Consider the following 19,651-nt stretch of genomic DNA (forward strand, 5'->3'; position numbering starts at 1 on the left):
TGACATTGTCGCAGTTGGCGATTTATTTTGAAGGGCGGCTGAATAATGTGATGACGCTGTAGAATTTTTAACGTGACACAGAATTCTGAACGCTCTCATGCCGGAGGATATTTATTCCCGACGTCCTGATGGACTCCGTTTTAGAAACAGGAATTATTGTATATTGAGGCTGCTTTTTAATCAGTGACCACTTCTCTATAAGGAGCCTGAATATTTCCCTCAACAACGCTTCCGGTAGAAAATGACGCGCTCTGTTTCCTCAAATCCTAACGCCTGGTGAACTTTCTGGGAAATTGTATTTTCCGGCGAGGTATCGGAGGCCATTTCCCGACACCCTTTATTCGTTCCCCATCGTTGCACCGCTGCAATCAATTGTTTCGCTACGCCGCGTTGACGGAATGAGGGGAGAACAAAAATACCTTCAAGGAAAGCCACGGGCGAACTGTCACAGCCATTGACATAATCGTGGCGGATTGAGGCATCCGCAAAGCCAATCGCCACCCCGTCTGCCATCGCAATAAATGATGCCAGATGATCGGTTTGCAGAATTTCTTCGCCGTCCGCCAGATGGGCGTCATCCGGGTGACCAGGCCAGAGCTGTTTTCGCAATCCGCGCCAGTGCTCCAGATGGGTTCTGTTCATTTGCCTGATGTCCATTAGCGCGCTCCTGATGAGGGGTCTGACATGATGAGACGGCATCCCGCTTGCTGATAACGTCGGGCGATAGCAGACGGGAGCGCACTGTCGCTAAGAATGGTAGTAATACAGGACAGCGTCGCCACCGCATGGGGTTCTACAGTATCAAACTTTGAGTGATCGGCCATCAATATGACCTCGCGTGAGCGCTGAATAATGCGCGTTTTAACGCCCACTTCAAACATCGTAGCGTTGGTGATGCCCGTTTCAATCGACAGCGCATCGCAGGAGATAAAGGCGCGTTCAACGGCAAAGGCGTTAATCATCTCCAGCGCCAGACTCTCGCCCACCGAAAAGTAACCGGGGCGAATCAGTCCGCCAATAATGTAGCTCTCTACGTGTGGGAAGCCACCCAGTTCATTAGCGATTTTGATGTCATTGCAAATGACTTTTACTTTGGCGTCGACCAGACATTTTGCCAGTTCCAGACAGGTGGAGCCGGAGTCGAGAAAAAAGCAGTCTCCATCCTTTATGAACGTGCGGGCGAGGGCAGCGATTTCGCGTTTCGCCTCGCTTTGTAACGTTCGCTTAACGTCGAAAACATATTCTTTATCTTCCGTACTGTCGTCGAAGTCAATACAACCATGGCCGCGAACCATACCGGGATAACGGCTGGCAATATAGTGAAAATCCCGGCGCACGGTTGCCTCTGCATAGCCAAAAAGCTCAATAGCTTGCTGTGTTGAGAGGTGCCTGTGTTGCCAAAGGTAATGCAACATCTGTTTGATACGGTCAGGGCGCTGTTGGCTCATCAGCATATGACTCCTTTATAGCGCGGTGAATTGTGACAACGTCACATCATAGTTCGCCGTCGTGAATAACGCCCGGCCAATCACCAGATGCTGTGCGCCTGCGGCGGCAAGCAGCCGTGCGGCGCGAAGTGTAATACCGCCGTCCGCCCAGCATTCCGCAGCAGGGAAATGCTCTCTGCTTTGGCTCACTTTTTCACACATCGCGGCGATAAATTGCTGCCCGCGCCCGTCGGGTTCGCTGGTCATGATCATCAGCGCATCCAGTTGCAATGCCAGATAACGATAGGGCAATAGCGGCGTTGCCGGGTTAAGCGCCAGTCCTGCTTTCGCCCCGATAGCGCGAATATCCGCCAGAATCTCCGAGGGGTTTTGCACGCTTTCGGCATGAATGAAAATCCAGCCGGGGCGGATAGCTGCAAGCCAGGGTAACCAGCGTTGCGGTGATGAGACCATCAGGTGAAATGAGAGCGGATGGCGAGTGTATTGTGCGACTGCCTGAATGGTTTTCATACCGAAGGTAATATTGTTGATGAAACTGGTATCTTCGATATCCAGATGCAGCGAGCCGAGAGGCACATCGTGTAAAGCGGTCAACGCCTCGGCATAGCGCAGCGGATCGGCGGAGGCCAGTGAAGGGTGCAGGATCATCGGAACCTCCATCAGCGCAATGCGGTTAATTGCGCGAAAAGCGCGGCGTCATTTGGCGCATCTTGCAGCATCGCGACGCTTTCCGGCGAGTCGAGCCACTGGCTGATGCGTTGAATGGTGCGAATATGTGCTTCGGCATCCGTGGCGCTGGCGCAAAGCAACAGCCAGATGGGATCGCAATCCGCATTACCGAAAGCTACTGGCGTTGATAGCGTAGTGACGCTGATTTGATTATGGTTAGCGCCTTGCTCCGGTCTGGCATGAGGCAGCGCAATCCCCGGCGCGATAAGATAATATGGCCCCCATTTAAGGGTGTTCTCAATAATACCGTCCAGGTAGCAGGGGGCCGCCGCGCCGAAGGTAATCAGCGGACGAACGGCGATATCCAGCGCGTGTCGCCAGTCGCTGGCATGGCGTTGCGCCTGAACCCACTTAACATCATTAATCATCGATCGTTGACTCCTTGCCGGTTCGGGTTACTCTGAAACCGATCCCCGGCGTGTCTTTTGGCGAAGGCGACGGAGATCGGCAGAAGAGTTATCGCTCTCTGCAGGGGATAAGCGTTTTGCTTATCCCCATTTTATTGTCGGATATGGCGTACTTTCTCCATAAACTTCGCCACGCGCGCCTGGTCGACAAAGTTGGCGAAGACGCCGTCTTTTTTAAACGTGGTTGCCGTTACGCATCCGTCGGCAATGCAGAGCTGCTCCTCGACGTTTTCCAGACACACCCCGGTATTCGCCAGCACGACCGTGTCGGGAACGGTCTCTTTTACCCGCTTCAGTATGGCGCTATCCGTGCGGGCGCCCGCCGTCAGCCCCGAGACGCACAGGGCATCGGGGTTATTGTTAAATACGGTCGATTTCGCAATTGAACAGACATCCCGGTTTCCCAGATACACCGCCGCTTCCGGCACGATGTTAAACAGCGTTTTCACGTGGCCTGCGCCGATGCGATGCTGATGGCGAATGGTTTCGCCGACATTCGTATCCCAGACGCCAAAATCGCTGGCGTAAGCGCCGGTGAAAATTTCGCGAATAAATTTTGCGTCGGTCGCCATTGCCAAATCAAACGAGGCCACAGGGTCCCACAACACGTTTACCCCAAACGGTACGCGAATTTCACTCATTAACTGACCGATGATTCTTGCCATCGCGGTGGTCGTTTCCGGTCTGACTTTCGTTAAATAAGGCAGACTAAATTCGTTGGAGAACATCACCGCATCCACGCCGCCATTTTGTAGCGCCATTAAATCGTCATGGGCGCGGTCAATTACCCAGTTCATGCCTTTCCTGGTATCGAACCCGGGATCGCCCGGCAACGCCCGTAAATGGCACATGGCGATAACGGCTTTTTCTGTTCCTATTACCTCTTTTAGCCAACTCATTCTGGGTTGCTCCTTATTCCGGTAGTTCACGTTTACGTAAGACAAGTATGATGCTGGCGACAATGCCGACCACAATAACCACGCCAATCATGCCCAGCGACATCAATTCAGATATTGACCAGCCAAACATATTTCCCACCGACAGCGCGGTAATTTGCGCGTTTTCAGCGGCGAAGCTAAAGCCGCCTTTGAGCGCCATATCGGTAAAGTACGGCGCGAACTGGGTGGCGATCAGCAAAATGGTAATCATGACAATGATGCCGCTGAGCAGAGTACGAATCAGATCGCCGCGATGAATAACCGTGGCCATGCAGATAAAAAATGGCGCGACCGGTAAATCAGCCAGCGGCAGGACTTTATTGCCCGGCAGTATGCTCGCCAGAATTAACATGATGGGAATTAACAGCAGTCCAACCGCGATGGTGGTCGGGTGGCCTAACGTCACTGCGGTATCCAGACCGATAAAGACTTCGCGCCCTTTAAAGTGTTTCTGGAAGAACTTACGCGCGCCGTCGGAAATGGGCATTAATCCCTCAACGATAAGGCGAATCATGCGCGGAAACAGCACCATAATCGCCGCTACGGTAATCATTAAGGTTGCGCACCCTTTAAAGCCTTCGCCTGCGGCAAGTCCGAAGATCAGCCCGAGAACAACGCCAATGATCACCGGGTCGCCGACCATCCCATACCGTTTTTGGATCTCCTGAGCATCAATATTGCGTCCTTTCATAAACGGTATTTTTTCGTATATCGCATCCAGCAATACGAACAACGGCACGGAACTGGAGCCATACCCTTGCGGAATAGAAATCCCTTCCAGACCCACAATGTTCTGTACTCGTTTCGCCGTCCAGTCGGCCATTTTCAACGACAAGGCGGCGTGGCAAATCGCGCCCAGTACGCCATAAATCAGACTGCCGGTCATCAACTGGACGACCGTTCCGGTAATGGCGTAGTGCCAGTAGTTATAAATATCAACGTTCATGGTTTTGGTCAGACGAGTCACCAGCATACCGACGTTGAGCAGAAAGATAACGGGAATGATCATCGCGCCGATGGCCGTCGCATAGCCGACGCCGGATGCGGGCCCGGCACCGACGTCAAACACATGCAGCGTCAGGCCAAAACGCTCAATCATCACTTTAATCGGCGGACTGAGACTGTCGATCGCCATGACGATCACCAACCCCATGCCGACAAAACCGATGCCGACCGTCACCCCGGCTTTCACCGCCTGCAGCCAGGGAATACGAAAGATTAAGCCGATGATAATCATAATGATGGGCACAAAAACGGTGCCGCCGAGAGACAGGATGTAATCAAACATAATGCCCCCTTTATTGTGTTAACAGCGCCTTGATTTCTTGTTTTAATGCGTCGTCGTTGATGCCTGTCAGCAGGGCGGCGCCGTTGAGCGTCGGGATGCCATAGTCACTGTGCGTACGCATGGACGTTACGATGAGATCCATACCGTTACAGTTCAACGGGATCTCATTCAGACAACATTGCGCCGTGGTTGCCGCAATGCCTTGCTCCGCAAGAAAGTCCTGCAGTTTTTGTGCAATCATGGTTGATGTCGACATGCCGGTACCACATGCCACAAGGATCTTCTTCATCATGGTCGTGCCTCTTGTGTAGCGCCTGTTTCAGGCTCAATGGGAAACTGTTCTGGCGACATGTTAGCCAGCGCAGTCAGTAAACGGATACAATCAGCCAGGTCGCGCAGGCTGGCGACTTCGGCTGGCGAGTGGGTATAGCGGCAGGGAATAGAAAGACTGGCGCAGGGAATACCGTCCAGTTCAACCTGAATGTAGCCGGTTTCGGTGATGACGCCTGGCGCGACTTCTCGCTGTACGGGAATATTATTTTCGTGCGCGGTGGTCTCCAGCATCCGCAGCAAACGCGGCGGCGTAATCAGTCCCGCCAACGTACCGCGTCCGTGATAGTTCAGACAGGTGATGCCGACGCCGTGGTTGACCCGCACATCAGAGTAATCCTGCAGGTCAGGCGTGTCGCAGGAGGGGGTGATATCAATACCAATCGCCAGGTCGGGGCGCACGCGTCGTAAAACGGGAACAATACCGCGAATATTGAACTCTTCCTGTACCGACGCGACCAGGAATACCGCGATATCGAGCGGTGTGGAGGCGAGGGCCTCGGCGACGCCCAGTAGCGCCGTACACCCCAGCCTGTCATCCAGCGCCTTACTGCACACCAGGTCGTTGCCCAGACAGTGCGGCGGGTTGTAAAGGGTTACTGGCGTCCCCACCTGAATACCCATTCGTTCGGCATCCGCTTTATCTTTTGCGCCGATATCAATCCAGAGTTTATCGAGAGCGGGTGGCTGGGTGCGCTCGTCACCCTTCGCGAAGTGATATGCTTTAATACCGATACAGCCCATGATATCGCCTGAACGTCCGGCAAGCGTCACAATCGAACCGGGCATAGTAATTTGCGCCGGGCCGCCCACGCGTTCAAAACGTAAAAAACCGGAGGGTTCGATCTTGCGTACCATAAAACCCACTTCATCCATATGCGCAAAAATCATCAGGCGAAGCGCGTCGGGTTTATCGCTGCCATAACGGGCGACGACATTGCCTAAGCGATCCCGCCAGACGTCTTTGGCCTGCTGTTCAAACGCGTGCTGCATAACGTTTGCAATACTGCTTTCATGTCCTGAAATCCCGTTTAGCCGCAGTAAAGAAAAAAGCGTTTCCTGCACAGAAAAGGTCATTGGCGTCTCCGTGGTGATAAAACAATCAGTCGTTGAGCGTTTTATAGGCGGAGAATGGTTGGATAAGTGTGAAATGTGTCACGCGGAAATACGCTAAATATGGCCAATAAAAAATAATGTGATGGCGATACAATAAAAACGCTCATATCACCTGCGGGTTATCGGTAAACCAGGCTATTTATGTGATTACGACCAACAACGAAGAAGGGCAACGCGATGGTGGAAATTATTCCTGTTAGCACGACGCTGGAACTGAGAGCGGCAGATGAAAGTCATGTTCCGGCGCTGCACCAACTGGTACTCAAAAACAAAGCGTGGCTACAACAGTCGCTCGACTGGCCGCAATATGTCACGTCGCAGGAGGAAACGCGTAAGCATGTGCAGGGTAATATGCTGTTGCACCAGCGTGGTTACGCCAAAATGTACCTGATTTTCTGCCAGAATGAGATGGCGGGCGTACTCTCATTTAATGCCATCGAACCGATAAACAAAGCCGCCTATATCGGTTACTGGCTGGATGAGTCCCTCCAGGGACAAGGGATAATGTCGCAATCATTACAGGCGCTGATGACACATTATGCCCGGCGCGGCGATATTCGGCGCTTCGTCATTAAATGCCGCGTTGATAATCAGGCCAGTAACGCAGTCGCACGGCGCAACCATTTTACGCTGGAAGGCTGTATGAAGCAGGCGGAATATCTTAACGGCGACTATCACGACGTTAATATGTATGCCCGCATTATTGATGCGGATTAAAGGGAACCGACTAAGGGGGTACGCGTAATACGATCCTCGCCATTGATCACTTTTGGGCCGCGCAGGTGAATAGTATTGCCGTCAAAGGCTATCACCGCCGCCCGTCCGCTAATCTCGACCTGGTGCTCAATCAGAATTTCGCCCTGTATACAGGCATGGCCTTCAATCAGCACGCGGTCGTCCAGTAAAATCGGGCCTCCGCGTACCTCAGCATGTCCGCCTACCAGCACATGATGTTTTAACACACAGTTGCCTTCGATTAACGCATGTTCCGCTACCTGCGAGCTGTAGCGAAGGGTAGGGATCGCATCTTCCTCTGTACCGGCGATAACCCGCGCATGGCCATAGACTTTGGCGCAGTCACAGATCCAGACATTATTGTCTTTGTTGCCTTCGATGAGCGCGAAATCAAAGACCTCCGCCCGGTGCTCAATAAAAGCGTGTGTGATAGTGGCGTCGCCATAAAGCTGTACCTGATGGACAATCCGCGAATGGTTCACGGTGGCGCGATCGTAAATTTGTAAAATCTGCGCATGTTCATGCGTTAGTCCCTGAACGGCGAGAATTTCTGACTGGTTTAACACGCGGGCATCGCCATAAATCGCACACTCTCCGCGCACGGAAGAGGACTGAATGGTGACGTTGTCACTTATCCGCGCGCCATCGCTGATATCAGCGCGATCAATCCAGACGTTATCGCCTATTCGCACGTTATTGTAGAACGTGCATGGCTGCGTGATACGCGCGTTCCCCGTAATTTCCGTGCCCGCAAAGGCCATCGCGTTTTCATCATAAATCCAGCAATCCCCCTGTTGTGACAGCACATTATCGGCATCAACCCAGCCGCCGGAGGTTCCGGCTTTAACATCGTTAAAATCCGTTACGGCAATAACTTGTCGTAATAAGACGCTTTTCTTCTCACCGTCTACCTGATAAGTAAAAGCACGAGGTTCTTCACTCAGTCGATATTTGGTCATAGGGAAATTCCGTGTGAACGATTAAGATAACCGTAGCAAAGGTACTGGCGAAACAACCAGAAATTCCATAAAATGCATTTCAAATATACTTTATAAATTAAACAAAATGCGTAATCACAAGCAGAGCGATCGCGTGCTCAATCTGCCTGCGGGCTATTTTGGCATCGTCCTTGGCACTATCGGTATGGGATTCGCCTGGCGTTATGCCAGCCAGATATGGGCAATAAGCCACTGGCCCGGCGACATCATGGTGATCCTGGCGATGATTATTTGGGCACTCTTGACCCTGGCGTTCCTTAGCCGTCTGGTGCGCTTTCCCCATAGCGTGATGGCTGAAGTGCGACATCCGGTAATGAGCAGTTTTGTCAGCCTGTTTCCCGCCACCACGATGCTGGTCGCGATCGGTTTCGTTCCCTGGTATCGCCCGTTGGCCGTTGCGCTATTCAGCGTGGGGGTCGTCATACAACTGGCGTATGCCGCCTGGCAGACGGCGGGACTTTGGCGCGGAGCGCATCCGGAAGAAGCGACAACCCCAGGACTTTATCTGCCCACGGTAGCGAATAATTTTATCAGCGCTATGGCCTGTGGAGCGCTCGGTTACAATGATGCCGGACTGGTGTTTTTAGGCGCAGGCGTCTTTTCGTGGTTAAGTCTGGAGCCGGTTATTTTGCAGCGACTGCGTAGCTGCGGCGAATTACCGGCGGTGCTGCGTACGTCGCTGGGTATCCAACTGGCGCCCGCGCTGGTCGCCTGTAGCGCCTGGCTGAGCGTCAATGGCGGGGAGGGCGACACGCTGGCGAAAATGCTATTCGGCTACGGTCTGTTACAACTTTTATTTATGCTGCGATTAATGCCCTGGTATTTATCACAACCGTTTAATGCTTCCTTCTGGAGTTTTTCGTTCGGCGTTTCCGCGCTGGCGACCACGGGGTTACATCTTGGTCACGGTAGTGAATCAGGGCTTTTCCATATTCTGGCCGTCCCGCTGTTTATTTTCACTAACGCTATTATCGCCTTATTGCTGGTTCGTACATTTCTATTGCTGGTGCAGGGGACGTTGCTTATTCGCACTGAGCGCGCTGCACTGTTGAAAACGGAGGAAAAAAATGACCGTTCGTGACGAAAATTATTTTACTGAGAAATACGGATTAACCCGCACGCATTCGGATGTGCTGGCGGCGGCAAAGGTTGTCGCGCCGGGCCGAACGCTGGATTTGGGATGTGGCAATGGCCGCAATAGTCTGTATCTGGCCGCGAACGGTTATGACGTTACCGCGTGGGATAAAAATCCGGCCAGTATGGCTAACCTTGAGCGTATTAAAGCGGCAGAGGGGCTGGATAATCTGCAAACCGACATTGTCGATCTGAATACACTGACCTTTGACGGCGAGTACGATTTTATTCTCTCGACAGTGGTTATGATGTTTCTTGAGGCGCAAACCATTCCCGGTTTAATTGCCAATATGCAACGCTGCACAAAAACCGGCGGGTATAATTTGATTGTTGCGGCAATGGATACGCCGGACTTTCCCTGTACGGTGGGATTCCCGTTCGCTTTTAAAGAAGGCGAATTACGCCGCTATTACGAAGGATGGGACATGCTGAAATACAACGAAGATGTCGGCGAGCTTCACCGCACGGACGAAAACGGCAACCGTATCAAACTGCGCTTTGCTACGATGCTGGCGAGAAAAACGGCCTGAGCGATGCAAGTTCTGTAAGTCTCGCAGCGTTCGGCATTTTTTTGTCGGGCGCCGCGTTCAAATTGTGCTGTCGTTACCATTTTTAGTGCATCCAGAATGATTTCGTTTTGCTATTATTTCCTTTGCATCATTGCGAAGACTAAAGGGATCGTTTCATGCGTACTCATACTTTATTTAAAGTTGCAGTGCTTACTGGCTTGCTGGCGTTATCCGGCTGTGCGTCCAAAGTCACACAGCCGGATAAGTATTCTGGATTCTTAAAAAATTATTCGGACCTGCAGGAAACTACCTCCGCCACGGGAAAACCGGTGTTGCGCTGGGTAGATCCACATTTCAATGACTCTAACTATGATAGTATTGTTTACAATCCGATAACATATTATCCCGTCCCCAAACCAACGACCCAGGTCGGGCAGCAAGTTCTTGATAAACTGCTGGCTTATACGAACACTAAAGTAAAATCAGCAATTGAACAGCGCAAACCGCTGGTCACGACGCCAGGGCCGCGCAGTTTGATTTTCCGCGGGGCGATTACGGGCGTGGATACCAGCAAAGAAGGGCTGCAATTCTATGAGGTGATCCCTGTAGCGCTGATTGTGGCGGGCACGCAAATGGCGACAGGCCACCGGACCATGGATACCCACCTCTATTTTGAGGGTGAGCTGATAGATGCCGCGACCAACAAGCCGGTCGTCAAGGTAGTACGTCAGGGTGAAGGTAAAGACCTGAGCAATTCCAGTACGCCAATGGCGTTTGAGACGTTGAAACAGGTCGTGGATGATATGGCGACGGATACCTCTATGTTTGACGTTAACAAAAAATAATTCTGCGGCGCCATCGCAAGATGGCGCAAACCCCGGCAGATTAGCGGTCACCATCAGCCAGACAACGATGGGCGGCGCGTTCTCGTTAATACTGCGTAGCCTATCCCGCCAGCGATCAACCCCCAGAATGCCGATCCGATGCCCATCAGCGTTAGCCCACTGGCGGTGACGAGAAATGCGATAACTGCCGCGTCACGCTCACTTTCGTGAGTAAGCGCCTGATACAGACTACCGCTAATCGTACTTAACAGTGCCAGACCAGCCAGCATTTGCACCCAGCTAACCGGCAGGGCGACCATCAGCGCGGTTATCGAACCGCCAAACCACCCGGCAAGTAAATAAAAAACGCCTGCGGCGGCGGCCGCTAACCAGCGACGCGTTGGATCGGGGTGCGCGTCCGGGCTTTGACAAATGGCGGCTGTAATGGCGGCAATGCAGATAGAATAAACGCCAAATGGCGAAAGCAGCAGCGCCAGCAACCCGGTAAAAATCATTAACGGAGAGACAGGAAGCTGATAGCCAGACGCCTTCATTGTGGCGACGCCGGGGGCGTTTTGCGATGCCATCGTCACCAGGAAGAGCGGTACCGCGACGCTCAGGCTTTGAGCGAATGAAAAGTGGGGGGAAACGAAGGTGGGCCACACCGGCGCGCAATGAATACCGCTCATCGCCACCTTACCCTGGATGAGCGCCACCGTTATTCCCATTACCATGGCAGCAATAACGGCATAGCGGGGCGCGAATACTTTAAAGAGTAGCCACGCCAATAGCATACCGCCGCACATGACAAACTCTCCGTTGAGCGTCCCGAACGCCTGCAGGCCGAAGCGTAGCAGTATTCCCGCCAGCATTGCGGCGGCAAGAGAATGGGGGATTATCCGCATCAAACGCGCAAACAATCCCGTGACGCCGCACAGCACAATCAGGGCATTGGCGACAATGAATATGCCCACCGCGTCTGGCAACGATAATCCCTGAAGCCCTGTTACCAACAGAGCGGCGCCAGGCGTTGACCAGGCGGTTAAAACCGGCGCACGATACCACAAGGTTAACGTTAGTGTGCTTATGCCCATGGCTATACCGAGGGCGGTCATCCAGCCGGCGATCTCTGCGGGTGTTGCGCCAGCGGCAAGCGCCGCCTGCCAGATAATGGCGGCGGAACTTGCATAGCCGACCAGAACGGCGACCAGACCGGATAATACAGTAGGTAACGGCAGTGATAACAGACGCATGATCGCCTCTTGTGCGTTATAACGGTCAGTCAATGTAGCATTGTGCGTTATAGCGTACAAGTGATACGCTATGGCCTTACTGGGGGGGGAAAATGGATAACCTGACACACTATCTGGCGACCACGTTAAGAATGTTACGCCATCAGCGAGGCTGGAGTTTATCGCGTCTGGCGGAGATCTCCGGCGTCTCAAAAGCCATGTTGGGGCAGATAGAGCGTAATGAATCCAGTCCGACAGTCGCAACGCTGTGGAAAATTGCGACGGGCCTGAACGTTCCATTCTCAATGTTTATTTCGCCGCCGCAGGCCGAATTTCCGCCAACCTTCGATCCCCAGCAGCAAGCGATGGTAATTACACCGCTGTTTCCGTGGGACCCTGAACTCTGTTTTGACTATTTTTCTCTATTGCTGGCGCCTGGCGCGTGCAGCGAATCAGCGCCGCATAAAGCCGGTGTTATCGAACATGTGGTGGTGATTCAGGGTCGGCTGGACATGTGTACTGGTGGGGTATGGCAAACCATAGACGCCGGTAAAGGTTTGCGTTTTGCCGGCGATACGGCGCATACCTATCGCAACAGCAGTGACCAGACGGTTCATTTTCACTCGCTGATCCATTACCCGCGTGATTAAGCGGGAAAACTATTTCGTTAGTTTGCGCTTCTGACTACAATAGCCGCCATTTCGCTGCTATTGGATAAGAAAGACTATATGCGCCAGCAACCTCACTATCTCGAATTGTTAAGTCCGGCCCGTGACGCCGCAATTGCTCGCGAAGCGATTTTGCATGGCGCAGATGCCGTCTACATCGGCGGACCCGGTTTTGGCGCACGTCATAACGCCAGTAACAGTCTGCGCGATATCGCCGATCTGGTTCCGTTTGCTCACCGTTACGGCGCCAGGATTTTTGTCACGCTGAATACTATTCTGCATGATGATGAGCTGGAGCCCGCGCAGCGGTTAATCACCGATTTGTACAACACCGGGGTGGATGCGCTGATTGTGCAGGATATGGGCATTCTGGAACTGGATATCCCGCCGATTGAGCTTCACGCCAGTACACAGTGTGATATTCGCAGCGTGGAAAAAGCGAAGTTTCTTGCCGATGTCGGTTTTTCACAGATTGTACTGGCGCGCGAGCTTAATTTGAGTCAGATAGCGGCTATTCATCAGGCTACTGACGCCACGATTGAGTTCTTCATTCATGGCGCGCTGTGTGTCGCTTATTCTGGGCAGTGTTATATCTCTCATGCGCAAACCGGGCGCAGCGCCAATCGGGGCGACTGTTCGCAAGCCTGTCGCTTACCGTATACGTTAAAAGACGATCAGGGGCGGGTGGTCTCTTACGAAAAACATTTGCTATCGATGAAAGATAACGACCAAACGGCTAACCTCGGCGCGTTGATCGATGCAGGCGTACGTTCCTTCAAGATTGAAGGGCGCTATAAAGACATGAGCTATGTCAAAAACATCACCGCGCATTATCGTCAGATGCTGGACGCGATTATCGAGCAACGTGGCGATCTGGCGCGTGCATCGGTTGGTCGGACCGAGCATTTTTTTGTTCCCTCCACGGAAAAAACCTTCCATCGCGGCAGCACCGACTATTTTGTTAACGCGCGTAAAGGTGATATTGGCGCATTTGATTCACCAAAATTTATTGGCTTGCCGGTAGGCGAGGTGCTGAATGTGGCGAAGGATTATCTCGACGTAGAAGCGACGGAGCCGTTGGCGAATGGCGATGGTCTGAACGTGTTGATTAAGCGTGAAGTGGTGGGTTTTCGCGCCAATACGGTGGAGAAAACCGGTCATAACCGCTACCGCGTTTGGCCAAATGATATGCCTGCCGACCTGCATAAAGTCCGTCCGCATCATCCGTTGAATCGTAATCTGGACCATAACTGGCAGCAAGCGCTGACAAAAACCTCCAGTGAGCGCCGTGTGGCGGTTGATATCATGCTGGGCGGCTGGCAGGAACAGCTTATTCTGACGCTGACCAGTGAAGACGGTGTCTGCATCACGCATACGCTTGACGGGGTATTTGAGGAAGCCAACAACTCTGAAAAAGCGTTGAATAACCTAAAAGCCGGACTGGCGAAGCTGGGACAGACGCCTTACTACGCGCGTGATATGCAGGTGACATTACCGGCGGCGTTGTTCGTGCCAAATAGCCTGCTCAATCAGTTCCGTCGGGAGGCGATTGATATGCTTGACGCGGCGCGGCTGGCCCATTATCAACGAGGTCGTCGGAAACCCGTGGCGCAGCCTGCGCCGGTCTATCCGCAAACGCATCTCAGCTTTCTCGCTAATGTCTACAACCACAAAGCACGGGAATTTTATCACCGTTACGGCGTACAATTGATTGATGCGGCCTATGAGGCGCATCAGGAGAAGGGCGAGGTACCGGTCATGATCACCAAACACTGCCTGCGTTTTGCGTTCAACCTTTGTCCAAAGCAGGCGAAAGGAAATATTAAGAGCTGGAAAGCCACGCCGATGCAGTTGGTGCATGGCGATGAGGTACTGACGCTAAAATTCGACTGCCGCCCTTGCGAAATGCATGTCATTGGCAAAATTAAAAACCACATCTTAAAAATGCCCCAGCCCGGCAGCGTTGTCGCTTCAGTGAGCCCTGAAGCGCTGATGAAAACGCTGCCGAAGCGTAGGGGCGTTTAATTAACGAAAATAGCTCTCTGGTTTGCGCGATTTCTGCCAGTTGTGGTGCTCGCGCAAGCCTTCCGCGGATTCTTCCGCTGCCGCCCGTAATTCATCACTGTCGGCTTCGTGTCTAAGCTGGTGCCCTCCCGTCGCAAACCATACGAATGCGTGGTCTTGCTGTTTCGCCAGTAACTGGCCTGAAAACAGCGCACAGGTCAGTAAAACTACTGATAACGTTTTTGTAAGCATCATGCCACCTTCCAGTTACGTCGTGAGGCTATGATGCCAATAATTTCTTTGAGTTATTATTCAACACTTCAAATTAGCGAAAACGGTTTGTCAATAAGTGCGATAAGTTGTATGAGAAAATATACTTATACTCAGTATCTCAATTATAAAAATAACGAGCCAATTCGTTCCATGCGAAATTCATTATTTCCTGGAAGTGTATTTTAAAGGTGTTGTATTAGATGGTTTTGGTATTGCCAGGGGATTGTAAGCCATACTATTTATGGTGTGGTCAACTCTGGTGATGAGCCTCATTTTTTGTTGTTTCAACGAGTGCAGATAAATCTTCAGAAAAAAGGCTGTTATGAACTTGTAACGCTACATATTCAACAAGGTCGTTTAAACATAGCAGGTCATGAGAGGAATTTTCCTCAAGCATATTCATTAATATCTCATTCTTAAACAAACATGAATAAACTAGTTGAGTAACTGAGCTTTGTGTATGATTTGCATGAAATGTTGCATTCTTTAAGTTAGTATTCTTAATAACCTTTGCGGCTATTTTGTTTTTAATAGCGTCGTCAATAGGTGGTACACCTGCCTGGGCGATGCCCAGATTAATCCTGGAGGAGATGGCGGCTTTTCTTTCCTGTTCCTTCCAGTCACATAAATTACCCTTTTCTGCCATGGTGATAAGCGTCTCTTCTATATTTTTTAGGTCAACGGGAAATGTTATACCGCCGGATAGCGAGAGTTGTAACCGCTCAGGGAACAAGCAACATAGCGGTTCACAAACATAAGTGCTAGCTTTTATATTAATATCAGAATATCTTTTCAGGTGGGCAGACTGAGTATCAACACAGAGCACTGTTCTATTCATTATCTCATAATAGTAGTGATCCTGACGTATCATAATGCATAACGGAATATCTTCGCCATCTTTAATACAGAGATTTGTATACTGACACTCAGCATCTTTATAATGCTGAAAATGGAAATTTCCTCTGCATGATGGTGATGATAATTCATATAACGCGCAAAATAAATCAAATAAACGTTGCGCGTCAGGCGGAGAGGCAACATCACATAATTCCTTTATATATTGATCGGCAGCGGATCTTCGCGTGCTACAGAAAAAATCTTTAATCTTTTCCCATAGCAACGTAAAGAAGGAGCGTTGAGAGATGGCACTTTGAGAAAACATCTCACTCTTTAAAAACCCTCTCCCGATAGTAATTGGCATAATGTAGACCACAAGTGATTATATGATACTTCATTACTGGAATAGGTGGTATTCGAAATATTATCCCATGTTGCCCATCGGTTTGCCTGTCGGTGAAACACCTGATTTTTGCTTTGTCCTGAACCGTCAATATTATTGTTCAATTGTTCAAATCGACCCGTAGCTTTAGTCATGCCCACGCCTCCTGGCCATGAAATATGTCAGATAAAACGAATGAAAGTAAAACGGTTTTCTTAATTATCACATCATCATGTACTATGAGTAATGATTAATTACGCACTATATTATTTTTAGAGAAAGTAAATAGTTGCTCAACCGTGTAGAAATTGTCTTATAAGAAGTTAAACTAAAAGTATTATTAGGCTAACAACAATGAGATGTTTAGCGGTAGGGCAGAAGGCCAATACTGATAGTGCTTATGATATAAATACCTTACTCTTTAGTTTTTGTCTTAATTATATTTGTTGTAACGATTAGCTGACGGCTTTATTTCCAGTTGGGCGATAAAATTATAAAAACCTGCGAGGAGGCTCAAAATGAAGAAATCAGATGGTGAAATTCACGAAAAGACAGCATCCTGGGGCATTTTGCAGTCAGAATGGCTAAGGAAATGTGGACGGCTATTATTGCTGTTACTTTACCGTTTCGTTATCGGATGGGCTTTTTTTCAGTTACTTGCCATGATCGTGGCAGGGGTATTTTTGTTAGGCATCTTATTATTTCACCCCATAATATTTGTACAGACTATCGCAATTACTGAGAAGTTAAATCATGCTTCGCTTGATTTATGGCATATCCTTAAGTTATGCCTATGGCATTACGGTATCATCGCAGGGTTTATTTTTATGGCGGAGTGTACGTTAAGTAAAAGTATACGGCAGGTTCAGCGCTTGTCCAAAAAATTTGGGGCACAGGATTTTTCTTCACGCCCGTGATCCGCCGCTGCAACCTGCGGTCTTACTGAATAATGGCTATGACCAGCAGACCGAATTATCTCGGTTCGAGGGGGATTCTATGTGTTTGCACAACTGCAGTGAATCGTAATTTCAGTGCATTATCGCCGACAATCGACGTGTTCCTCACTAATTGCCTTCCTGACTATATAGTGGTCTTATCTTTGGCGAAACAATGTTATTTAGTTATGGAAGGCGACAACAACTGTACTACTGATTATCAAATGACCTTTCTGGTCAGGTAGACTCGCCTTTGTGAAAACACATCGTTATCTGTGCTCCTGAGACTCACTCCCTTGCCGCCTTTACGCAACTCGAATTATTTTGGGTATAGAACAGGAGGCGCAGTGGTCGTATAAGCAAAATATAAACTCTCCGTTTGTGATAAGGCACAGATTACAGGGGGAATGATGTTTATTTTAACCATCTGTTTAAGCGGTGTCCGCTAATCTTTACCTGCTCAAATACATAATCACCCCTGTGACTCTCGCGAGGTGTAACATATGGTAAAATGCGTATCTTCTTTCCTCCTGTTCAGCCTGTTGTCCGTTCAGGCAATGTCAGCTGAAAACCATATTGATCTCCACCAGCCAAAAGACTTTGTCGATATTACTACGGTCGCCCCCGACGTACAGGTAGACATGCGATACTTCAGTTCCCATAACTTTATTGGTCGCCCCATTAAAGGCTATAACGCGCCTGTTTGCCTGTTAACACGACCAGCCGCAAACGCAGTGAAGCAGGTCGCCGATCGTTTACGCCCCTTCGGACTTACCTTAAAAATATATGATTGCTACCGTCCGCAAAGCGCAGTGAACGACTTTATCGCGTGGGCCAAAGATCCTTCTCAAAACCAAATGAAAAACGAATTTTATCCGCTGGTAGAGAAAAAGCGTCTGTTTGATGAAGGTTATCTTGCCGCCAGATCCGGCCACAGTCGGGGAAGTACGCTTGATCTAACGATTGTTCCACTTGACAGTAAAATACCAATATACGATCCCGGACGACCACTGGTGAATTGTACTGCGTCCGCGGCGCAACGCTCGCCAGATAATAGTCTGGATTTTGGTACCGGCTTTGACTGTTTTAGTCCGTTATCCCATCCCGATAATGTCATGCTTACTGCTCAGCAACGCGCAAATAGGTTGTTATTACAAACATTGATGCGTGATGCGGGTTTTACGCCACTGGATACCGAATGGTGGCACTTCTCCCTTACTCATGAACCATACCCGAACACCTGGTTTGACTTTCCCGTTAAGCAGAGACCCTGAAACGGCGTTTTGTTGCGAAATCTAATCATTACGCCTGTTGGAAAGCACCATAACAGTTAGCAAATCATTGTTAATTTTAACAACTGATATACACTGCGGTTGCCACCTGCAAGCAGCGCTCAATGAGAACGAATAATGAAAAAATATCAACGTCTGGCGGAGCAAATTAGAGAACAAATCGCCTCTGGCGTTTGGCAACCCGGCGATCGATTACCCTCGCTGAGGGAGCAGGTCGCCAGTAGCGGCATGAGTTTTATGACTGTCGGTCATGCGTACCAGTTGCTGGAAAGTCAGGGACGGATTATCGCCCGTCCGCAATCCGGTTATTATGTCGCGCCGCATCCGGTTTGTCGGTCAGTCGCGACGGCAGCGCACGTTATTCGGGATGAAGCCGTAGATATCAATACCTATATTTTTGAGATGCTGCAGGCCAGCCGTGATACCTCAGTGGTGCCCTTTGCCTCAGCGTTTCCCGATCCGCGTCTGTTTCCCTTGCCGCAATTGAACCGCTCTCTGGCGCAGGTCAGTAAAACCGCGACGGCAATGAGCGTCATCGAAAATTTGCCGCCAGGTAATGCAGAATTGCGCTATGCGATAGCACGCCGTTACGCGCAGCAGGGGATTACCGTTTCTCCTGACGAGATTGTCATTACCGCCGGCGCGCTGGAAGCGTTGAATCTTAGTTTACAGGCGGTGACGGCGCCGGGAGACTGGGTGGTGGTGGAGAACCCCTGTTTCTACGGTGCGCTACAGGCCCTGGAGCGATTGCGCCTGAAAGCGTTGTCGATACCCACCGATGTTAAAGAAGGTATCGATCTTATGGCGCTGGAACAGGCGTTACAGGAATATCCGGTGAAAGCGTGCTGGTTAATGACCAACAGTCAGAATCCATTAGGGTTCACGCTGAGTGCTGAGAAAAAAGCGCGGCTGGTCGCGTTACTCACGCCCCATAACGTGACGCTAATTGAAGACGATGTTTATAGCGAACTCTACTTTGGCCGCGAGAAACCTCTGCCTGCCAAAGCATGGGATCGCGACGATACCGTGTTGCATTGTTCGTCTTTTTCCAAATGTCTGGTTCCCGGTTTTCGCATTGGCTGGGTTGCGGGAGGAAGCCATGCCAGACAAATTCAGCGTTTGCAGTTAATGAGCACATTATCCACCAGTTCCCCCATGCAATTGGCGTTAGTGGATTATCTCTCGACACGTCGATATGACACGCATCTGCGCCGATTGCGAAGGCAGCTTGCCGAACGTAAACAGCAAGCCTGGCAAACCCTTTTGCGCCATCTCCCGGCGGAAGTAAAAATTCACCATAACGATAGCGGTTATTTTCTTTGGCTGGAGCTACCTGAGCAGCTTGATGCCGGTGAACTTAGCGCCAAAGCGCTTGAACACCTTATCAGTATCGCGCCGGGGAAAATGTTTTCAACGTCCGGCGCCTGGACGCGTTTCTTTCGTTTTAACACCGCATGGCATTGGGGAGAACGGGAAGAACAGGCCGTAAAACAGCTTGGCAGCCTGATTCGCGAGATGCTGAGCGCTAAAAGCCTTGTGTGAGGTGGAATGCGTGTCAGCTCACAACCTGAC

Annotated in this window: 22 protein-coding genes; 10 read left to right on the forward strand and 12 right to left on the reverse strand. The window is 50.5% G+C overall.

Annotation, left to right across the window (positions count from 1 at the left end; genetic code table 11):
• Nucleotides 1-219 precede the first annotated feature (219 nt).
• The 8 genes from aac(6') to ACLJR2_RS06500 all read right to left on the reverse strand — a co-directional run bounded on the left by aac(6') (nucleotide 220) and on the right by ACLJR2_RS06500 (nucleotide 6,217).
• Nucleotides 220-657 carry a cryptic aminoglycoside N-acetyltransferase AAC(6')-Iy/Iaa gene (aac(6'), locus tag ACLJR2_RS06465; RefSeq protein WP_000354868.1) on the reverse strand — a complete coding sequence of 146 codons (438 nt, stop codon included), beginning with the start codon at nucleotides 655-657 and terminating at the stop codon, nucleotides 220-222.
• Nucleotides 657-1,448, reverse strand: coding sequence for a DeoR/GlpR family DNA-binding transcription regulator (locus tag ACLJR2_RS06470; RefSeq protein WP_001670738.1), 792 nt, complete (start codon nucleotides 1,446-1,448; stop codon nucleotides 657-659). Before ACLJR2_RS06470 ends, aac(6') begins: the two co-directional genes overlap by 1 nt.
• 15 nt (nucleotides 1,449-1,463) lie before the next feature.
• Nucleotides 1,464-2,096: a ribulose-phosphate 3 epimerase family protein gene (locus ACLJR2_RS06475; RefSeq protein WP_000600620.1), complete on the reverse strand. Its 633-nt coding sequence runs from the start codon at nucleotides 2,094-2,096 to the stop codon at nucleotides 1,464-1,466.
• 11 nt (nucleotides 2,097-2,107) lie between these two features.
• Nucleotides 2,108-2,545, reverse strand: coding sequence for an SgcA family PTS sugar transporter subunit IIA (sgcA, locus tag ACLJR2_RS06480; protein ID WP_000606458.1), 438 nt, complete (start codon nucleotides 2,543-2,545; stop codon nucleotides 2,108-2,110).
• Nucleotides 2,546-2,676: 131 nt separating this feature from the next.
• Complete coding sequence (gene sgcQ, locus ACLJR2_RS06485) at nucleotides 2,677-3,483, reverse strand: BtpA family protein SgcQ (RefSeq protein ID WP_000118619.1); 807 nt, start codon at nucleotides 3,481-3,483, stop codon at nucleotides 2,677-2,679.
• A 13-nt stretch (nucleotides 3,484-3,496) separates the two neighbouring features.
• The gene (gene sgcC, locus ACLJR2_RS06490; protein WP_001534101.1) at nucleotides 3,497-4,810 is read right to left on the reverse strand and encodes a PTS sugar transporter subunit IIC SgcC; all 1,314 of its coding nucleotides are present in this window, start codon (nucleotides 4,808-4,810) and stop codon (nucleotides 3,497-3,499) included.
• 10 nt (nucleotides 4,811-4,820) lie between these two features.
• Nucleotides 4,821-5,102 carry a PTS sugar transporter subunit IIB SgcB gene (gene sgcB, locus ACLJR2_RS06495; protein WP_000976132.1) on the reverse strand — a complete coding sequence of 94 codons (282 nt, stop codon included), beginning with the start codon at nucleotides 5,100-5,102 and terminating at the stop codon, nucleotides 4,821-4,823.
• Nucleotides 5,099-6,217: a M42 family metallopeptidase gene (locus ACLJR2_RS06500; protein ID WP_000144621.1), complete on the reverse strand. Its 1,119-nt coding sequence runs from the start codon at nucleotides 6,215-6,217 to the stop codon at nucleotides 5,099-5,101. The genes sgcB and ACLJR2_RS06500 overlap by 4 nt, the downstream gene beginning before the upstream one ends.
• 216 nt (nucleotides 6,218-6,433) lie before the next feature.
• On the opposite strand from ACLJR2_RS06500, the gene rimL reads away from it, so the two are divergent.
• Entirely contained in the window at nucleotides 6,434-6,973 is a 540-nt protein-coding gene (rimL, locus tag ACLJR2_RS06505; RefSeq protein ID WP_000229311.1) for a 50S ribosomal protein L7/L12-serine acetyltransferase, read from the forward strand.
• Here the strand turns inward: rimL and ydcK are convergent.
• Nucleotides 6,970-7,950, reverse strand: coding sequence for a YdcK family protein (ydcK, locus tag ACLJR2_RS06510; protein ID WP_000170580.1), 981 nt, complete (start codon nucleotides 7,948-7,950; stop codon nucleotides 6,970-6,972). The genes rimL and ydcK overlap by 4 nt on opposite strands.
• A 106-nt stretch (nucleotides 7,951-8,056) precedes the next feature.
• On the opposite strand from ydcK, the gene tehA reads away from it, so the two are divergent.
• The 3 genes from tehA to ACLJR2_RS06525 all read left to right on the forward strand — a co-directional run bounded on the left by tehA (nucleotide 8,057) and on the right by ACLJR2_RS06525 (nucleotide 10,477).
• Complete coding sequence (gene tehA, locus ACLJR2_RS06515; RefSeq protein WP_001243996.1) at nucleotides 8,057-9,070, forward strand: dicarboxylate transporter/tellurite-resistance protein TehA; 1,014 nt, start codon at nucleotides 8,057-8,059, stop codon at nucleotides 9,068-9,070.
• Entirely contained in the window at nucleotides 9,057-9,653 is a 597-nt protein-coding gene (gene tehB / locus ACLJR2_RS06520) for a tellurite resistance methyltransferase TehB (RefSeq protein WP_000218277.1), read from the forward strand. Before tehA ends, tehB begins: the two co-directional genes overlap by 14 nt.
• A gap of 155 nt (nucleotides 9,654-9,808) precedes the next feature.
• The gene (locus ACLJR2_RS06525) at nucleotides 9,809-10,477 is read left to right on the forward strand and encodes a DUF3313 domain-containing protein (RefSeq protein ID WP_001259025.1); all 669 of its coding nucleotides are present in this window, start codon (nucleotides 9,809-9,811) and stop codon (nucleotides 10,475-10,477) included.
• A 53-nt stretch (nucleotides 10,478-10,530) separates the two neighbouring features.
• Here ACLJR2_RS06525 and ACLJR2_RS06530 read toward each other — a convergent pair whose 3' ends face one another.
• A complete protein-coding gene (locus ACLJR2_RS06530; protein WP_001238498.1) occupies nucleotides 10,531-11,709 on the reverse strand; it encodes a benzoate/H(+) symporter BenE family transporter in 1,179 nt (392 codons plus the stop codon).
• Between the two features lie 92 nt (nucleotides 11,710-11,801).
• Here ACLJR2_RS06530 and ACLJR2_RS06535 point away from each other — a divergent pair, with 92 nt between their 5' ends.
• Complete coding sequence (locus ACLJR2_RS06535) at nucleotides 11,802-12,338, forward strand: helix-turn-helix domain-containing protein (protein ID WP_000369536.1); 537 nt, start codon at nucleotides 11,802-11,804, stop codon at nucleotides 12,336-12,338.
• Between the two features lie 78 nt (nucleotides 12,339-12,416).
• Nucleotides 12,417-14,381, forward strand: a complete 1,965-nt coding sequence (locus ACLJR2_RS06540; protein ID WP_001249753.1) for a peptidase U32 family protein — start codon at nucleotides 12,417-12,419, stop codon at nucleotides 14,379-14,381.
• Here the strand turns inward: ACLJR2_RS06540 and ACLJR2_RS06545 are convergent, their stop codons facing one another.
• Together ACLJR2_RS06545 and sifB are read right to left on the reverse strand one after the other, a co-directional pair.
• The gene (locus tag ACLJR2_RS06545) at nucleotides 14,382-14,612 is read right to left on the reverse strand and encodes a DUF2554 family protein (RefSeq protein WP_000956438.1); all 231 of its coding nucleotides are present in this window, start codon (nucleotides 14,610-14,612) and stop codon (nucleotides 14,382-14,384) included. It lies immediately after the preceding gene.
• A gap of 271 nt (nucleotides 14,613-14,883) precedes the next feature.
• A complete protein-coding gene (gene sifB, locus ACLJR2_RS06550) occupies nucleotides 14,884-15,834 on the reverse strand; it encodes an SPI-2 type III secretion system effector SifB (protein ID WP_001122932.1) in 951 nt (316 codons plus the stop codon).
• A gap of 536 nt (nucleotides 15,835-16,370) precedes the next feature.
• Here sifB and ACLJR2_RS06555 point away from each other — a divergent pair.
• The 4 genes from ACLJR2_RS06555 (at nucleotide 16,371) to ycdR (ending at nucleotide 19,621) form a co-directional block, all read left to right on the forward strand.
• Nucleotides 16,371-16,769, forward strand: a complete 399-nt coding sequence (locus ACLJR2_RS06555) for a hypothetical protein (protein WP_001534067.1) — start codon at nucleotides 16,371-16,373, stop codon at nucleotides 16,767-16,769.
• Nucleotides 16,770-16,801: 32 nt separating this feature from the next.
• The gene (locus ACLJR2_RS06560; protein WP_001597849.1) at nucleotides 16,802-17,032 is read left to right on the forward strand and encodes a hypothetical protein; all 231 of its coding nucleotides are present in this window, start codon (nucleotides 16,802-16,804) and stop codon (nucleotides 17,030-17,032) included.
• Between the two features lie 258 nt (nucleotides 17,033-17,290).
• Nucleotides 17,291-18,061 (forward strand): M15 family metallopeptidase, encoded by a 771-nt coding sequence (locus tag ACLJR2_RS06565; RefSeq protein WP_001534045.1) that lies wholly within the window; start codon nucleotides 17,291-17,293, stop codon nucleotides 18,059-18,061.
• Nucleotides 18,062-18,196: 135 nt separating this feature from the next.
• Complete coding sequence (gene ycdR / locus ACLJR2_RS06570) at nucleotides 18,197-19,621, forward strand: GntR family transcriptional regulator YdcR (protein ID WP_001534054.1); 1,425 nt, start codon at nucleotides 18,197-18,199, stop codon at nucleotides 19,619-19,621.
• Nucleotides 19,622-19,651 lie beyond the last annotated feature (30 nt).

The organism is Salmonella sp. SAL03688 (assembly GCF_046551895.1).
Lineage (GTDB): Bacteria > Pseudomonadota > Gammaproteobacteria > Enterobacterales > Enterobacteriaceae > Salmonella > Salmonella enterica.

Bases quoted from the DNA above. Each gene is read 5' to 3' on its own strand.
- ACLJR2_RS06470 (WP_001670738.1), bottom strand. From the start codon at position 1,448: ATGAGCCAACAGCGCCCTGACCGTATCAAACAGATGTTGCATTACCTT.
- ycdR (WP_001534054.1), top strand. From the start codon at position 18,197: ATGAAAAAATATCAACGTCTGGCGGAGCAAATTAGAGAACAAATCGCC.
- rimL (WP_000229311.1), top strand. From the start codon at position 6,434: ATGGTGGAAATTATTCCTGTTAGCACGACGCTGGAACTGAGAGCGGCA.
- ACLJR2_RS06535 (WP_000369536.1), top strand. From the start codon at position 11,802: ATGGATAACCTGACACACTATCTGGCGACCACGTTAAGAATGTTACGC.
- sgcQ (WP_000118619.1), bottom strand. From the start codon at position 3,483: ATGAGTTGGCTAAAAGAGGTAATAGGAACAGAAAAAGCCGTTATCGCC.
- ACLJR2_RS06555 (WP_001534067.1), top strand. From the start codon at position 16,371: ATGAAGAAATCAGATGGTGAAATTCACGAAAAGACAGCATCCTGGGGC.
- tehA (WP_001243996.1), top strand. From the start codon at position 8,057: ATGCGTAATCACAAGCAGAGCGATCGCGTGCTCAATCTGCCTGCGGGC.
- ydcK (WP_000170580.1), bottom strand. From the start codon at position 7,950: ATGACCAAATATCGACTGAGTGAAGAACCTCGTGCTTTTACTTATCAG.
- sgcC (WP_001534101.1), bottom strand. From the start codon at position 4,810: ATGTTTGATTACATCCTGTCTCTCGGCGGCACCGTTTTTGTGCCCATC.
- ACLJR2_RS06545 (WP_000956438.1), bottom strand. From the start codon at position 14,612: ATGCTTACAAAAACGTTATCAGTAGTTTTACTGACCTGTGCGCTGTTT.
- sgcA (WP_000606458.1), bottom strand. From the start codon at position 2,545: ATGATTAATGATGTTAAGTGGGTTCAGGCGCAACGCCATGCCAGCGAC.
- ACLJR2_RS06565 (WP_001534045.1), top strand. From the start codon at position 17,291: ATGGTAAAATGCGTATCTTCTTTCCTCCTGTTCAGCCTGTTGTCCGTT.
- sifB (WP_001122932.1), bottom strand. From the start codon at position 15,834: ATGCCAATTACTATCGGGAGAGGGTTTTTAAAGAGTGAGATGTTTTCT.
- ACLJR2_RS06540 (WP_001249753.1), top strand. From the start codon at position 12,417: ATGCGCCAGCAACCTCACTATCTCGAATTGTTAAGTCCGGCCCGTGAC.
- ACLJR2_RS06525 (WP_001259025.1), top strand. From the start codon at position 9,809: ATGCGTACTCATACTTTATTTAAAGTTGCAGTGCTTACTGGCTTGCTG.
- ACLJR2_RS06560 (WP_001597849.1), top strand. From the start codon at position 16,802: ATGGCTATGACCAGCAGACCGAATTATCTCGGTTCGAGGGGGATTCTA.
- sgcB (WP_000976132.1), bottom strand. From the start codon at position 5,102: ATGATGAAGAAGATCCTTGTGGCATGTGGTACCGGCATGTCGACATCA.
- ACLJR2_RS06530 (WP_001238498.1), bottom strand. From the start codon at position 11,709: ATGCGTCTGTTATCACTGCCGTTACCTACTGTATTATCCGGTCTGGTC.
- tehB (WP_000218277.1), top strand. From the start codon at position 9,057: ATGACCGTTCGTGACGAAAATTATTTTACTGAGAAATACGGATTAACC.
- ACLJR2_RS06475 (WP_000600620.1), bottom strand. From the start codon at position 2,096: ATGATCCTGCACCCTTCACTGGCCTCCGCCGATCCGCTGCGCTATGCC.
- ACLJR2_RS06500 (WP_000144621.1), bottom strand. From the start codon at position 6,217: ATGACCTTTTCTGTGCAGGAAACGCTTTTTTCTTTACTGCGGCTAAAC.